Genomic DNA, 16,538 nt, shown 5'->3' with positions numbered 1-16,538 from the left:
TTTAAGCAGTATTGGCGGGCAGGGGATGCGTCTGCTTTTCCAAACCCATCTGGCGGAAAGCGTCACGCGACCGTTCGTGTTGGGGGGCTCCGATAGAAGGTGCCGATGCATTGTCTCATCAGGGTTTTGAACGTTCAGAAAGTCTTCAGAACCTTGTGTTATGCTGCTTGCCACTATGTTTTCAGCTATGCAGGGAGGATATGATGAGCCCTTCCGGCAACACTGGGGCCTCGGATGCGTTGAGCCTCCAAGGCATGACTACAACAAGGAAAGCAGAATGGCCCCCGACTCCAAGACAAAGATTCACACAACGGAATCCGGCATCCCGGTATCCAGCGACGAACATTCGCTGACGGTTGGTGCCAATGGTCCGATCCTGCTGCACGATCACTACCTTATTGAGCAGATGGCAGCATTTAACCGTGAGATGATTCCTGACCGTCAGCCGCATGCCAAGGGCAGTGGTGCGTTTGGCACGTTCAAGGTGACACACGATGTTAGCCGCTACACGTCGGCCAAGTTCCTTCAGCCCGGTGCGGTGACCGAGGTTGCAGCCCGGTTCTCGACTGTAGCAGGTGAGGCTGGCAGCCCGGATACATGGCGTGATCCGCGTGGCTTTGCGCTGAAATTCTACACGGAAGACGGCAACTTTGACATGGTCGGCAATAACACGCCGGTCTTCTTTGTGCGGGATCCGATAAAATTTCAGCACTTCATTCACTCCCAGAAGCGCCGTGTTGATAACGGATTGCGCGATAACGACATGCAGTGGGATTTCTGGACGCTCAGCCCCGAAACCGCGCATCAGGTTACTTGGCTGATGGGTGACCGGGGTATTCCTGCCAGCTGGCGGCACATGGATGGGTTTTCTAGCCACACCTACCTGTGGGTGAACGCTGCGGGAGAAAGGTTTTGGGTGAAATATCACTTCAAGACCGATCAGGGTATCAAGTTCCTGACGCAGGAACAGGCCGGGAAGATTGCTGGCGAGGACGCAGACTACCACCGCCGCGACCTGCATACGGCAATCAAGCGTGGCGAGCATCCAAGCTGGACGCTCAAGATGCAGATTATGCCCTATGAGGATGCGAAGACCTATCACATTAACCCATTCGACCTCACCAAAGTGTGGCCGCAGGGTGAGTATCCGCTCATTGAGGTTGGTAAGCTGACGTTGGATCGTAACCCGACAGATTTCCACTCTCAGATCGAACAGCTTGCGTTTGAGCCGAACAACTTCGTACCCGGCACGGGGCTTTCACCAGACAAAATGCTGCTGGGCCGGTCGTTTGCCTATGCGGATGCACATCGTGCGCGTCTGGGCGTTAACTACAAGCAGATCCCTGTTAATGCCCCGAAATGTCCTGTCCATGGATATATTAAAGGTGGTGCCATGCGCATTCAGGAAGCGCACGATCCTGCTTATGTTCCTAACTCCAAAGGCGGTCCTGTTGCTGATGCTCAGCGTTTCCCGGAGAATGCGGTTTGGGCGGCGGATGGTGAGTTCGTGCGTGAGGCCTACACGTTGCGTCCGGACGATGATGACTTCAGCCAAGCTAACGTTCTCATCAATAGAGTGATGGATGACGCCGCGCGTGATCGGCTGGTCAATAATATTGTTGGGCATGTGCTCAATGGTGTGGAAGAACCCGTCCTCTCCCGCGTGTTTGAATACTGGACAAAGATTGATCCCGTAATTGGGCAGCGTGTCCGCGATGGTGTTACGGCTGCAAAACAAGCCTAAACCTCGTTTACAGTAGTGCAGTCATGCGCGGTCATACGTTGCTCCGGCAGCTTATGGCCGCGCACTTATATGATTTTCGTAATTTGGTTTTAGATCTGTCGTAACTTATGTCCAAGCGTGAAAGCAATTATTGGTTTTCTGTTAAAGGAATAAATGTTTTTAGCGTAAACACTCATAGTTCATGCTGCGAATACAGTAACGCTTTCTCTAAGACCTGATTGCAGTTTGAGAAAATAGAACTTCTGAAAATCGTATAAAATTATTGAAACCGTATAAAACCTGTTTCGTTATCTGGCGGATACATGCGTATTTACAGCGACCCAGATTGGTAAAGAGTTTTGCCCACGGTCATGACATGAAATCCGAAAAGGATATATCTGTTGGATTTTATTGAGGTCTTGAACGCCACGCAGAATAACCTTCGTGGTGTCTCAGTTTCCATTCCTGTAGGAAAGATTACAGCTTTTACGGGGGTATCTGGCTCGGGAAAGTCCTCTCTCGTCTTTGGCGTTCTCGCTGCGGAATCACAAAGGCAGCTTAATTTTACATATCCGGCCTATGTTCGTAATCGGCTGCCGCATGGCGGCACGCCGCAGGTTGATCATATTTCTGGCCTGTCCACAGCAATCATTATTGACCAGAAAGCTATAGGTACCAACAATCGGTCTACTGTAGGTACAGCGACAGATGCCGCGCCACTCCTGCGGTTGATCATGTCACGAATGGGAAAGCCCTTTGTAGGCTACTCCAATGTTTTTTCGTTCAATGACCCTGCGGGAATGTGCCCGCGCTGCAAAGGGTTGGGCGTAGCTGTTGATGTTGACGAAAATGAACTGATTGATCTGGATAAATCCATCAATGAAGGGGCATTCAGGTTCGCAGGCTATGCGCCAGGCACATGGTATTGGAAATGGTATAAGCGCACTGGTTTGTTTGATGCTGATCGTAAATTACGTGATTATTCAAAGGAAGACCTTGATACACTCCTTTATTCCGAACCAACGCCTTTAAAAAACCCTCCGGCAGACTGGTATGCTACCGCCAAATATGAAGGTGTGATTCATCGTTTTCGTAGCATGTATCTGGGCAATGCAAGCGAGGGTCACAAGAAGCGTTTTGCGGAGGATCTGGACCGTATTATTCACCAGACGCTCTGCCCGGATTGCAAAGGGGCCCGCCTCAACCAGCGTGCGCTCAGTTGCCGGATAGACGGGCAGAATATTGATGATCTCTGCCGCTTGTCGATTGAGGATTTGCGAGTGGTGGTGGAAGGCTGGGCTATGCCTGAAGTTGCGCCAGCAGTCGAAAATCTGGGCAACCAGCTTAGCACACTAGTTGATCTTGGTTTGGGCTACCTCCAGTTGGGGCGTGGCACAACAACTCTTTCAGGCGGTGAGGCGCAGCGTATCAAAATGGTGCGCCATCTTGGCAGTTCCCTGACACGTTTTACATATATTCTGGACGAGCCTTCCACGGGCCTGCACCCACGGGACGTGCGGCATCTTGGTGAGATTTTGAAACGCCTGCGCGATAAAGGGAATACCGTCCTGCTGGTTGAGCATGACCCTGACCTTATCAACATCGCTGATTTTGTGGTTGATATGGGGCCGGGGCCAGGCGCTGCGGGTGGCAAAATCCTTTTCACGGGGTCTCTTGCGGAGTTGAAAGGTACGTCCACACCCACGGGGGACTACTTCCGTACTAAGCGTGAGTTTACGTCTGCGCGTAAACCTCAGGGTGATCCGGTCAGCGTCCGGAATGCGCGCCGTAATAACCTTCAAGCCGTCAGTGTCGATATCCCCCGACATGTCCTGACAGCCTTAACGGGCGTTGCGGGTTCCGGGAAAAGCTCTCTTATCAAAGAAATTTTGGCGGTAACACCCTCAGCACAGCTGATTGATCAAAGCCCGCTGCGTGGGAGCACTACCTCTACCGTAGCAACATATACCGGGGTCATGGAGCGTATTCGCGATCTGTTTGCGCGTGCCAATGGTGTGTCTCGCAGTTGGTTTACCAATGCGTCAAAAGGGGCTTGCCCTGTCTGCAAGGGCAGGGGTGCTATTGTGACGGAACTTGCGTTTCTTGATAGTACCGAGATGACCTGCGAGGTCTGTCATGGCACCGGATTTAATGCAAAAGCTCTTGGGTATCGCTTTGACGGGCAAATGATCGCTGACGTTCTAGCGATGTCCGTGGATCAGGCTGTCCATTTTCTCAAAAACCATGATCAGGAGAGTGCTGAGACACTTGAGAGGTTACAGCATGTGGGGCTGGGCTATCTGACAATCGGGCGGTCTACCTCTACGCTCTCAGGGGGGGAGAGGCAGCGCGTGAAGCTTGCGGCGCTGCTCGATGAGGATGTGGATATACTCATTCTTGATGAACCAACGACCGGATTACACGGCAGCGATGTAACGCGCCTTCTTGGTATCATCAAAACGCTTGTCGAGCGTGGGGTTACGGTTCTTATGGTTGAGCATAATCTGGATGCCATGCTTGCTGCGGATTGGATTATCGACCTTGGGCCAGGTGCTGGCACGCAGGGAGGAAAGGTTATGTATGCGGGTCCGGCCTCTCAAATTCTTAAGGCCAAGCATACAGTGACAGGAGAAGAGCTCCGGCGGTATGTCGAAGAAAATACTGGTAAAAAACTGAAGGCCTGACGCTGCAATCTCTGGTCTGTAACGTAGAGCGTGGGTGCGAGGGGTTGATTATACTTCTGGCGTTTCACGCTCCCGTTGGACGTGAAACGGGAGCGTGAGAGCGTCAACTGCCTGTGCATGACGCATCCTAGCGCCCGTGCGAAAAGACGATAAGCGCCCCTCAATCATATCAAATATAACAGGTGGTTTTGGGTGTCGGTGCACGAACGAGGTCGACTCTAAAACAGAGCAAGACAGAAATAACTAACACATGTTTGCTTATCACAAATCCGTGATGTTATAATATTATATAAATACTAACACGGAAAAGATCATTATTATTACGGAAAACTTCTTAAGAAAACAGACGTAAATCATTTGTTAATTGCTTGGTATATTAATAAGGAGTTAACAAATTCATATCACGAAAACTAAAGACTTGAGTTACATTCTCGTGCGTGTTTGCGTTTTCTTGGCGTGGCGATTGGCCGGATAAAAATATCGGGTCATTGCGGCGCAACAGGTTCCAGTAGCCAGAGCGTGAACGCAGTCACATTGCGCTCCATGGCTGATGATTGAGGATGGATGGACGCGCGATGGCAAATTATAGTGTTTCTTCAGGGCAAGTTGTTTCAAATACTCTCGTATATGGGGACATCGAAACTGTCTCCAGTGGCGGTGCTACACAAGATCAGCTCAACGGGGGCCAACGGTTTGTTCTTTCCGGGGGCGTTGTGCGTAACGGTACGCTCAACAATGGCGGCAAGGACTATATCTCCAGTGGCGGTTCCTCCTACCAAGGAGTGATCTCTAGTGGCGGGATCCGCTTTGCTTACAGCGGTGCTATTGTAAACAACACCTTTATTCAGGGAGGAACTGTCAGCGCGGATCCTGGTGCCATTGTTTTGGCCGTTTATGCTTATGCAAGTGGTATATTAAGTGCTGGCTCTGGTACCATTGTCAGTGGTGGTAAGCTTGAAAATGGCGGCTCCATAGTCGCAAATTCAGCAACTGTGCTGGAAGGTACGATCGACGTTTCTTCACGTTCAACAGTTACCAACGGGACACTGACCGGATCTAGCGCAAACTTGAGCGCTTATAACGGGGCCGTTATCAACACTGTTAATGTAGGAAGCGGTGCCCGTCTGTATCTCGGTTCCGGGGCTACAGGTTCAGCCAACAAAGTGAACGGCGGCACGTTAGAAATTGCTGGCGGGGCTTCTATAAGTAACAATGGATTTGGAAGTGGCACGGGCGGGACAATTATTATTGATAGCGGGGCAACCTGGTACAATAATAATGTTGGCAGCTTGGGTGTTACATCCGGGAATACACTGATCATTCAGAGTGGTGGTTCTGTTTCCGCCACGCCGCTTTCTTCTGGTGGCACCACCGTCATTGCTTCCGGTGGCAGGCTGATCGGCACACAGACCGTTGTGTCAGGCGCTACGCTTTCCATTAACACCGTAAATTCTGGCGGTACGGTTAACGTACGCGATGGCAGTATTGTCTCAGGCCTCACAACAGTTGCGAGTGCAGGTGTTTTTAGTGCCACGAGCAATTATTCTTATAGTGGCACTATAACCAACTATGGCGCGGTCTATGGCGGCACTTTATCAGATTCTGCTGAATTGATTGCCTCAGGGTCCGGCGCAAATTCTCTCACCTCTGGCGTTTCTGTTGAGGATGGTGGACGGCTCTATCTTGGTGCCGGTGCAACTGGTTCAAGCAATCTTGTCAACGGTGGCACGCTGGAAATTGCGTCCGGTGCGACACTTAATGGCAACCGGTTTGGTAGTGGTACAGGCGGTACTATTATTATTGATAGTGGCGCTACCTGGAACAATAATGGCAATGCAGCCTACAACGTAACGTCAGGGAACACGCTTGTTATTCAAAGTGGTGCTAGTGTTGCGGGCACTGTTATTGCTGCGGGTGGCACGACTGTCGTTGCTGCGGGCGGTGTTCTTTCTGGAACACAAACAGTCTCTTCCGGCGGCACGCTGGTTCTGAACGGCACAGCAGGAAGTGGTACGGTGTCTCTGGCTGGAGACGGCGCAAACCTTGTTATCAGTGGCACAACGATGCCAACAAACACCATCTCGAACTGGTCTCCTACAGATACAATCGAGCTGGCGTCTATTCCGGCAGCAAGTGTTACCAGTGTGGGTACGACCGCTAACGGCATTACGTTCTACACAAAAAATGGCAATTATTCACTGAACGTCCCGGGTGCTAATAGCTACGGCTATACACTGTCCTCTGACGGCACTGGCGGTTTGATTTACACAACATGCTTTGCTGAAGGCACGTTGCTCATGACGCCGGATGGTGAAGCTGCTGTTGAAACACTTGTGCCGGGCACGTTGGTCATGACCCCGAAAGGTCCAATGGCAGTTAAATGGCTGGGTCATCGGTTTATCACGGTTTCCAGCCAGCCTGTTCCAGAAGAAAACTGGCTGGTTCGTATCCGTGCCGGTGCTTTGGCTGATGGCATTCCGTCACGTGATCTCTTGGTGACGCAGGAACATTGCATGGTCTTTGAGGGCAAGCTTGTTCCGGCCCGTATGCTGGTGAATGGTGTGTCAGTTCTGATTGACCGCACAATCAACAGCTATACTTACTACCATGTAGAACTTGATCGTCACGAGGCCGTCTGGGCTGAAAATGCACTGACCGAAAGCTATCTGGACACAGGTAACCGTGATCAGTTTGAAAACCACTCTGTGACGGCACTTTTTGGTGGGTCAAAAGCAGGCGGTTCAGAAACGCTGCCTCTTGAAACATCCCGTGCGTTTGTGGAGCCAATTCATGCACGTATTGCTTTACGCGCAGCAAGTGTTGCCCCTCAGCCCGAGTTGACAACGGACCCGGATCTGAAGCTGGTTACAAACGCTGGTCAGGTTATTCGCCCAATGCGCCAGACCAACGACCGGATTACGTTCATGATCCCGGCAAATGTTACGACCGTCCGTCTGGTCTCACGCACCAGCCGCCCAAGTGATGCAATCGGGCCGTTTGTGGATGATCGCCGTGATCTTGGTGTGCTTGTGGGAGAGGTCTCTCTACTGACGTCTCGTCAGACGGTTGCTCTGACAACGCATCTTTCCGAAGCAGATCTGTCAGGCTGGCATGGCTTGGAATCTTCCCTGTATCGCTGGACGAGTGGCAATGCAGAGCTTCCGCTGCAGGATAGCGCTACCTGCGGTAAGGAGCCAAGTGTACTGTCTCTTCAGATCGTCTCTAGCGGGCCTTATGTGCTGAATGCTCCTGTAGTGCCAGCGGAACAGCGTCAGGTCGGATAACTGGTTCTGAGTGTTGGTGGGGAAGCGCTTGCTTCCCCACCACGTCAGACATCTGCAAGAATGCAAAGAAACTTTCTATTTGAACAGCATTGCGTAGTTTCCTTGTCGCCGTACGAACAAGGATAGGTGCTCAGTGCTGCTTTGCGGGGATATCGTCCTGTAGAAGCTCAGCAGTGCTCTGACAGCGCCAGCAGTCAGACAAGGTTCAGGTCTGTAGGACGTGCTGCGGGAAAAATGGCTTGCAGGTCGGTCTGTTTTAGTCCGTACATCCGCGTGAATAACCCGCCAAACAGTGCACGATAGTCCGTGAGGACAGGGTAATCCCGGTTCTGGAACAGGTGCTTCTGATCAACAGGTATCTGCTCACCAGCAAGACGGCCGCCTTTAATGCCGCCGCCCAAAACCCAATAGATACTTCCGTGACCATGGTCCGTACCCCGGTCACCATTCTCACGAAAAGTTCGACCAAACTCTGAGATCACCACAACGACTGTATTGTGCCACTCCGAGCCGATCTCTTCGCTGAAACCGGCCAGACCACGGCCCAGTTCACCAATGCGATCAGCCAGATAGCCAGTCGCGCCCCCTTGGTTAACGTGTGTGTCCCACCCCCCAACATCTACAAAACCAAGGCTGAACCGGTCGCGCATCAACTGGCCAATCCGTCTGGCTGACAGCTCAAACCCTTTTGGGCTTGCCGCGCCACGGCTGGCCTGTGTCAGTTTGTCAGTGATGGCATGATAGACGTCATCCCTCACATGGAAGCCTTCATCCACGGCTGAGGCCAGCGGATGCCCGGCATACATGTTACTGATCAACTGCGCCTGATGCGCCGTGATAGCCGGTTTGCCAACGGCATTGATGGCAACATTCGGAATTGCGCCAGCCCCCTGGAACGTGAGGGGCAATTGTGGTGTGAAAGAGATGGGAGAGGCCCCGTTCAGTCTTTGCGCCAGACGTCCCATAAAACCTGAGCGATAGTTCCGGGAGCCTTTGATGTCCTGCCCCAGTTCAATTGTGTCCTGTGTCTCAAAATGGCTGCGGGTCAGGTCGTCCGTTCCAGCAAAGGGAATAAACGCAACCTCCCCCTTCTGGTAAAGCGGCAGGATAGTGTCGCGCAGGGCAGGGTGGAGTGCCCATGCGGCATCCAGAGGCAAGGCTGCGTGCGGGTTGGTTGAGTCTGGTCTTGGGATGGCCAGTGTCGGGCGGGACGCGTAGTAGAAGTCGCTCCCCGTTGGGATAATAATATTCGTGGCGTCATAGGCACCGCGAAGAAAGACAACAAGCAACCGAGAGCCCCCGAAGGGGGCAGCCCAGAGGCGTCCTGCGGTTGCAAGAGGAGAGGCGGCTGCCATTCCGAGCAACACAGTACGACGGTTGAGGTTCATGACGGTAATCCTCCTCTCAACTCATGAATTCGGGCGAGGAGAGGAAAAGCGTGTTCCACTCCTGCGGAGATGTGGCCTTCTCCAGCGCAGTGCGTGTCTGCCGTGATAGCGTGGTGCGCCAGGCCTTAAAATACGGCCCTTGCTGCAACTGCGGTACAGTAATTTCACCAACTGTGACCTCATCAGGGCGGCTGAAAAGCTTGGGCGCCCCCGAGCCAATCTGGTGAGCAATATCAAAACGCGCCATCATCTGCCCTGAAGAAGACCATGCGGTGGAGTCTAGCGGGTAGCCATCCGGCGTGAGGCGATTGTAAAGTCCTTCAGACAGCCTGTTTAACCAGCCCTGTATGGGCGCTGGATTAACAATCAGCCTTCCTTCAAAGGCCGAGCGGACGGCTGAGTAGACATAACGAACCGGGTCCTTGAACCGGGTGCCTAGACTGGTAGTAAATTCGGGAGATCGGATCATAACGTCCAGCACGCTGGGGATGTGCCCATTACTCTCCGTAAAGCGCTTTGCCATACGCGCGACCAGAGCCCCGGAGGGCTCATCGGCAACAAAATAGAGAGCAAGCCGGTGGGCAATATGGCGGGCCGTGGCAGGGTGAGCACACAGTATGTCTACCGCCTGCTCAATTTCGGAAAATCCGCTGCCTTTGATCGTGTGGCCCAGAAAAACCTTGTCACTGAAATCGTGCCGGGCAGGGTTGAACAGGAATGCACCCTCTCTTACCACTAGAGGCTGCCATTCCGGTTTTACTTTGGGGTCGGTGGGTCGAAAATCTATCCCACCACCCGTCAAAATACGGGCAAGTTGCTCTACATCCTGCTGCGTGTAGCCGGAGCCTACACCCATGGTATGCAGTTCCATAATCTCTCGGGCATAATTCTCGTTTATGTGCCCCGCTTTGTTGTCAGCGTTGTCCAGAAAACGCAGCATTGCGGGATGCCGCAGCGTTGCCATCAGCAGATCACGGAAGTGGCCCATGGCATGCTGGCGAATGGCATTCTCCTCATAGTCACCCACAAGAACACGGACAATGCCTTTGGCCTGATACACATTGAAATGGTTAAACCAGAACCATGTCATGCGCTCCCGCAGTTGGTCTGGTGAGTAGAGAGCCCGCAGAATGGACGCGCTGCTCGCCTGCCGAGCCATTTCCGCCATAGCTTTCTGATATTGCTTTTTTGCGTCTATCCGTGCGTCCGGATCCGCAATTTTGTTTGCAGCACGGCCCTGAGCTTCAAACGCCTGCCCCATTTCAAGAGCGGTATGGTGAGAGACTGGCAGCGCATCAATCTGTTGCTGCACATTAAAAGGCAAACGCTGTTGCGGAGATGGGGTAAGTTGCCAACGTAGCCATTGATCACGACCGAGGGTCAGAAATTCATCAAGTGCGGATGGGGTTGCGCCCCATGTGAGCAGGTCGATCAAGGCGAGATCCTGCGTGCTCACCATCCGGGACGCAGCCCACCCTTTGGCACGGGGCACTGCCGCCACCGTCAGGGCGCTTGCAAGCACGGAACGTCGCGAAAGCATGTTTCTCTTCCTCTCGGAAAAACCAATTTAATAGAACACTGCGTGCCCTAAACTTATACCATTCTGCACTATTGATCTTTTGGCTTCGATAAAAACCATTAAAAAATATGTTATATTTTCAATGTGAGCGGGAATTCATTCTCTCGGTATGCTTAATGAGTATAAGAATAGAGTTCTTCTTTTATAAAGAAGAGATTTTTTGGGTCTTTTTTATTACTCTCTGTCGAATATTTAAGATTCTGGGCAGGGACGTGAATGAGAGGTTTTGTGGCTGATTTATCAGGAGATTCTATCGGTTTTCAGGTGCAGAAGTATAATTGGCACAAGGAAAAATTTCATAAATCGGCTTTATAAATGTCATAATGAGCTGACTGGACAAAGTGAGGTTCGGTCTGAAGCTATTCACTCGGCTCCGCTTGGTGGGGCTACACCCAGCCCAAGTTGCTGAGTGCGTCTGGCAATGGGCGCGTTAACCAGCCTTCTGTTTGCATGTCTTGGATCATCCAGCCGAAAGAGGAGTCTGCACTGCGAGGTGCCGTATCAAATATCATTGTATCTGGCGCAGTGGGGGCGGCGGGCATAACAGTGGCAACGGCTTCTGCTGGTAGGCCTAGGCCATATGCAGTGAGTGGGGCACTAAGCAGGTCAGTAACATAAGCGGTCTGTTCTGGTGCCGTGCATATTTTGGCAGCATCGCACACAGCATTGTAGATACGGTGAGTGGCGTCTGGATTTTCGGCTTTCCATGTCTCTTTCAGGATCAGCATTTTCTCAAGATGCCCAGAGACAATGGATGCAGAGCCAGCAACAGGGAAAGCCAGATGTTTAAGCGCTGCATCAGCCCCCCACGGCGGCCCTGCACAAAAACCGTCAATCTCTCCTGCGGCCAGAGCCTCAATCATGTTGGCTGGTGGCATAATAACAATTTCTGTTTCCGTGTCGCGGCAAATGGAAATGCTTTTAAGAAACCGCGTTAAAATAAGATAGTGTGTGGAATAAAGATGCACGACCGCAAGGCGGGGTTTCCGGTCAAGAGTAGCTGCCCAGTGTTGGAACGCTCTGTGCTTGTCACATTCTGAGTGCCACTGCTCCTGTTCAGTATGCTGGCCGCGCAAGACAATTTTATTGCCCTCGCGGCTTAGGGGGAGGCCGGGGCGCAACGCTATGGCGCGACCGCGCTGCCCAAGTGCGGTCATAATGGCAAGGGGTGCAAACATAATCGCGCCATCAAGCCCATTCCAGACAAGCCCATCCGCAATGTTGGCCCAGGAGGGCACAATGACGGGTTCCACCGCTACCCCATATTTAGAAAACAGATTGAGCGCATGTGCAACAATAACAGGAGCACTATCTGCCAGTTGCAGCAGGCCAATACGGCATGAAGTGCTCATTCTACAGGTTTCCCAGCATTGTTGGACAGATACTCTGAGGCAATGTCTATTATTTTTCGTGAGTGTTGCATGGCTTGTTTCCGAAACCAACGGTAGGCTTCTTCTTCCTTGCAGCGTTCGTGCTTCATGAATAATAATTTGGCACGATCTATGGTCTCTCGCTCGGAAAGCGTTTTTTTGGCCGCGAGCAATTCCGCATTTGTTTTCTTGAAACGATGATAAAGGGCAATAGCGGAGCGCAATAGGGGTTTTACGTTTTTTACTGGTGTATCCAGCACATTGTAGGAACAGACACCTGCGGCAAACGCATCTTCCATCAGGCTTTCATCGTCTTCATCAACAAACAAAGCAACTGGCCGCTCTAAGGGGGAAGCTGCCAGTGCGCGCACGCTATCGAGGGCGTCTCGGTCCGCGCGACTGATGTCCACCAGAACGATATCGGGCGCATGGCATCGCACGGCGTCGATCAGGCTGGCATGCGGGTTTAACAGGATGACATCCAGGCTATTGTCAGCTTCCAGCAGCCGCGCCAGAGCACCAGCGCGGTGGGAATTTTCATCTGCCAGAAGGACTTTCATCATGTGCAGTCTTCCTGTTAGTACACATCCCGAAGATACCGGCCAGCGCGAGAACAGTCGGCCAGAAAAGACTCTGCTTGCTCGGCACTCATCTGTCCATGATGTGCGATAATCTTTTTCAGGGTGCTGTCAACATCCCGCGCCATGCGCGCTGCGTCTCCGCAAACATACACATGGGCACCACGGCAGAGCCATTCCCATAATGTGGCACCGTTTTCTGCCATACGGTCCTGCACATAAATACGGTCTGACTGGTCGCGGGAGAAGGCGGTATCCAGCCGTGTCAGGATGCCTTGCGCCAGAAAGCTCTCCAACTCCTCATGGTAATAGAAACCAGTTGTTGCATGCCGCTCGCCAAAAAATAGCCAGTTAGCGCCTGTGGCCTGCCGTGCGGCGCGCTCTTGCAGGAATGCCCTGAAGGGGGCAATGCCCGTGCCCGGCCCGACCATGATAACGGCAAGGCTATCATCTACCGGAAGCTGGAAATGGGTGGTTGGTTGCACAAAGACAGGCACTTCATCGCCCGGTTTCAGCCCCGCCAGCCATGTGGAGGAGACGCCGGGGAAGGGGGTTGTGTTGACACCAACCGTGAGGTGCACCTGCTCCGGAACCGTGCGAGGGGAAGAGGAAATGGAGTAGAGCCTTGGTTGCATCCGGCGGAACAGGGTCGGGATTTCATCAGGGGTTGGTGGCGCTACAAAGGGCGTCAGAAGGTCTGGTAGATAGCCACCGTCTCCGCCGCCAATACGCTCCAACAGGGCCGGATTGGGGCGTGAGAGGTCAAACGAGGACCGTAGGGCCTGACCCAATGTACAGGCCCCCTCGCGCTTTAGTATGAGTGGTGTGTCGTCTGAAAGCTGTAAGGCTTGCAACACATGCTGCACCACGCTTTCATTATTGCGGGGCCACACGCCCAGTGCGTCACCGGCAGAATACTGCAAACCTGTTCCAGAAACATCAAGAACAATATGGCATGTTTCTTTTTCCGCATCATCACCTGTCAGGCGCTTGACGGTAACAAGGCGGGCCAAGGCGGGTGTATTACGGGTAATAGCGGTTGGCGCCGCGGGCACGGATGGCGTGGCAGGGGCGTTCAGTGAAACAGTGTCACCCAATGCAGTCAGAAACTGGGGTTGCCAGTTTTCTACCGTGTCTTCAAAATCCGGCTCACAGTCGGCCCGCGGCAGGAGAGAGGTTGCCCCCAGCGTTTTCAGCCGCTCATCAAGCGCCCGACCGAAACCACAGAAACTGGCATACGTGGAATCTCCCAGCGCAATGACCGCGTAGCGTAAGGCTGGAAGAGGTGCCTGCTGCTGTTTCAAAGTGTCCCAGAACGTGGTCGCATTATCTGGTGGTTCCCCATCGCCAAAAGTAGAAACCACAAAAACTGCTGTACCCGACAGGGCGTCAGGCGTGCAGTCATCCAAGCTGGCAACTCGTGCATCATGCCCGTTTTCGCGGAGCCACGCTGTTAAGTCAGTTGCTAAGGTTTCTGCACGCCCGGTTTGGGACGCCCACCAAATAGTCAGAGACGGTGTGGCAGGGGAAGGCACCAGAGAGGTGGTTGCCGTAGGAGCGCGAGAATACAGCCCAGCCAATAAACCATTCAGATAAGTGATCTGCTCTGCGGAAAGCGGGGCAGAGGCCGGAATAACCGGGAGCGTGTTGCCTAGGGGTGCCAGTTGCAGGCCTTCCAGAAACCCCGTTAGCCAGTTTTTATGATTTTGTGAAAGAACGGGTGCTTTATAGGGCGCCAGGCCGAAATGCTGTGCAATCTGCTGAGTAGGCATGAGGGTGGTTTCCTCCTGTACAGCCAGAGGGGATGTGGGGACAGCGGTCAGGGACACAGCGCACTGCTTGATGCCGGGCTGGAGTGAGAGCGGATCAACCTGATCTGTTGTCAGTTCATTAAGGCAGAGCTGCGTGCCGAACCGATCATTCCAGTGAAAAGGTGCAAAGCAGGTGCCCGGCGCAACAGTGGAGGAGATGCGCACAGGCAGGGTTGCACTCCCGCGCCGAGACCGAATTTCAACCGGGTTTTGGTCCTTCAAACCCAACCGCTCTGCGTCCTCTGCGGCAATTTCTATAAAGGGACCGGGGTTGAGTTTGTTAAGCTGCGCCACGCGGCCTGTTTTGGTGAGCGTATGCCACTGATGTTGCACGCGCCCCGTGTTCAGCAGAAAGGGGTACTCTTCATCAGGAGCATCGTCCGCAGGCATCCATGGGCGGGCAAAAAATGCGGCCTTGCCGGACGGTGTTGCAAACACGGGTGGTGCACCGGGGGTGGGGCAGTAGCGGATAGGGTGGCGTGCAGCCGTGTCACCCGCAGGAGCAGGCCATTGTACAGGGCCTGTTTTGAGCCGGTTATGACTGACGCCAGAGATATCATACCCCGTTATGGGGTTTGCGAAGCGGCTTGCTTCAGCAAACACGTCTGCTGCGGAGGCGAAGGAAAACCCATCTTCAAACCCCATGGCGCAGGCAACCTGCGCAATAAGCTGCCAGTCTGGCGTAGCACTTCCGGGTGGTGGTACAGCTTGTGGCGCGAGGGTGAGTGTACGATCAGAGTTAACCTGTACGCCGTCTCCCTCCGCCCACAAGGCACCCGGTAGCAGAATGTCAGCATAGTGTGCGGTCTCGGTATCGGCATAGGCGTCCTGAACGATAACGAGTTCGGCTTTTTCCAGAGCGGCTTTAACCACACTCCGCCGGGGCACGGTGGCAACGGGGTTTGTGCAGATAATCCAACAGGCTTTGATGCCGCCTGCTGCCATATCCGCAAACATGGCTATAGCACCGTCGCTGGCCTTATCCCGTATAGTACCGGACGGCAGGTTCCATTGTTTTTCGCAAAAAGCCCTGTCTTGCGCGGACAAGGCACTACGCTGGCCCGGAAGTCCGGGGCCCATGTACCCCATCTCGCGCCCGCCCATGGCGTTAGGCTGCCCGGTAAGAGAAAACGGCCCGGCACCGGGCCGGCAAATAGCCCCGGTTGCAAGATGCAGGTTACACAACGCATTTGTGTGCCACGCGCCAGAAACACTTTGGTTAAGGCCCATTGTCCAGAGGGAGAGCCAGTCTCCGGCCTCCGCAATCCAGCGTGCGGCCGTGTGCAGGTCTGCCTCCGCAAGGCCGGTCACGCGGGCAACATGCGCTGGAGTGTAGTCTGCCAGAAAAGCACCCATATCTTCCCACCCCGTGGTGCAGGAGGCAATGAAGTGCGGGTCAATAGCGCCCAGCTTGTTGAGCAGGAACAAAAGCCCGTTAAGAAGTGCCAGATCCGTGCCGGGGCGAATTTGTAAAAACAGATCGGCTTTGTCTGCGGTTGCCGTACGGCGCGGGTCTACAACAATAAGTTTTGCGCCAGATGCGCGTTTACGGTCCATCAGGCGCAGGAATAAAATGGGGTGGCAGTCCGCCATGTTTGCGCCAATGACAAAAAACAGATTGGTGCAGTCAAAATCTTCGTAAGAACCGGGCGGTGCATCTGCCCCCAAAGAGAGCTTGTAACCGGTCCCAGCGGCAGCCATGCAGAGGCGTGAGTTGGACTCGATATGAGGTGTGCGTAAATAGCCCTTCACCAGTTTATTGGCGAGATACTGGGCTTCCAGAGACATCTGGCCAGACACATAGAGTGCAATGGCATCTGGCCCGTCTGTGTCCAGAATGGCTTTAAGCCGAGCGGCGGTCTGCTGGATGGCACGGTTTAGGGCAACGGGTTCGGGGGAACCTGTCCGGTTTGCCCGAACAAGTGCCGTGTCCAGACGTGCGGAGGATGTAACGGGTTTATCGCAGGAGCTTCCTTTAGTGCACAGGCGCCCTTTATTGGCCGGATGCGCGGTATCCCCCCGCACCCGAACAATTTTCTGGTCTTTTACTTCCATCACAATGCCACAACCGACACCGCAATAGGGGCAGACCGAGCGGACTTCCTGGCACGTCATGGCAGA

General features: G+C 53.4%; 8 protein-coding genes. 3 read left to right on the top strand and 5 right to left on the bottom strand.

Going from position 1 to position 16,538, the window contains the following annotated elements:
• Positions 1-277: 277 nt before the first annotated feature.
• From Abci_RS01995 to Abci_RS01985, 3 genes are all read left to right on the top strand, one after another.
• Positions 278-1,744 (top strand): catalase, encoded by a 1,467-nt coding sequence (locus tag Abci_RS01995; RefSeq protein ID WP_048837489.1) that lies wholly within the window; start codon positions 278-280, stop codon positions 1,742-1,744.
• A 380-nt stretch (positions 1,745-2,124) separates the two neighbouring features.
• Positions 2,125-4,407 (top strand): ATP-binding cassette domain-containing protein, encoded by a 2,283-nt coding sequence (locus Abci_RS01990; protein ID WP_048837488.1) that lies wholly within the window; start codon positions 2,125-2,127, stop codon positions 4,405-4,407.
• Between the two features lie 575 nt (positions 4,408-4,982).
• Positions 4,983-7,691 (top strand): Hint domain-containing protein, encoded by a 2,709-nt coding sequence (locus Abci_RS01985; protein ID WP_048837487.1) that lies wholly within the window; start codon positions 4,983-4,985, stop codon positions 7,689-7,691.
• A 194-nt stretch (positions 7,692-7,885) separates the two neighbouring features.
• Here Abci_RS01985 and Abci_RS01980 read toward each other — a convergent pair whose 3' ends face one another.
• From Abci_RS01980 to Abci_RS01960, 5 genes are all read right to left on the bottom strand, one after another.
• Complete coding sequence (locus tag Abci_RS01980; RefSeq protein ID WP_048837486.1) at positions 7,886-9,079, bottom strand: DUF1501 domain-containing protein; 1,194 nt, start codon at positions 9,077-9,079, stop codon at positions 7,886-7,888.
• 16 nt (positions 9,080-9,095) lie between these two features.
• Positions 9,096-10,619 carry a DUF1800 domain-containing protein gene (locus Abci_RS01975; protein WP_048837485.1) on the bottom strand — a complete coding sequence of 508 codons (1,524 nt, stop codon included), beginning with the start codon at positions 10,617-10,619 and terminating at the stop codon, positions 9,096-9,098.
• Positions 10,620-11,044: 425 nt separating this feature from the next.
• Positions 11,045-12,010, bottom strand: coding sequence for an ABC transporter substrate-binding protein (locus Abci_RS01970; protein ID WP_048837484.1), 966 nt, complete (start codon positions 12,008-12,010; stop codon positions 11,045-11,047).
• Positions 12,007-12,588 carry an ANTAR domain-containing response regulator gene (locus tag Abci_RS01965; RefSeq protein ID WP_048837506.1) on the bottom strand — a complete coding sequence of 194 codons (582 nt, stop codon included), beginning with the start codon at positions 12,586-12,588 and terminating at the stop codon, positions 12,007-12,009. The genes Abci_RS01970 and Abci_RS01965 overlap by 4 nt, the downstream gene beginning before the upstream one ends.
• Positions 12,589-12,605: 17 nt before the next feature.
• Complete coding sequence (locus tag Abci_RS01960; RefSeq protein ID WP_048837483.1) at positions 12,606-16,532, bottom strand: bifunctional nitrate reductase/sulfite reductase flavoprotein subunit alpha; 3,927 nt, start codon at positions 16,530-16,532, stop codon at positions 12,606-12,608.
• Between the last annotated feature and the right edge of the window lie 6 nt (positions 16,533-16,538).

It is taken from the genome of Acetobacter cibinongensis, assembly GCF_000963925.1.
In the GTDB taxonomy this organism is placed as follows: domain Bacteria; phylum Pseudomonadota; class Alphaproteobacteria; order Acetobacterales; family Acetobacteraceae; genus Acetobacter; species Acetobacter cibinongensis.
This window is presented reverse-complemented; position numbering and strand designations above follow the sequence as displayed.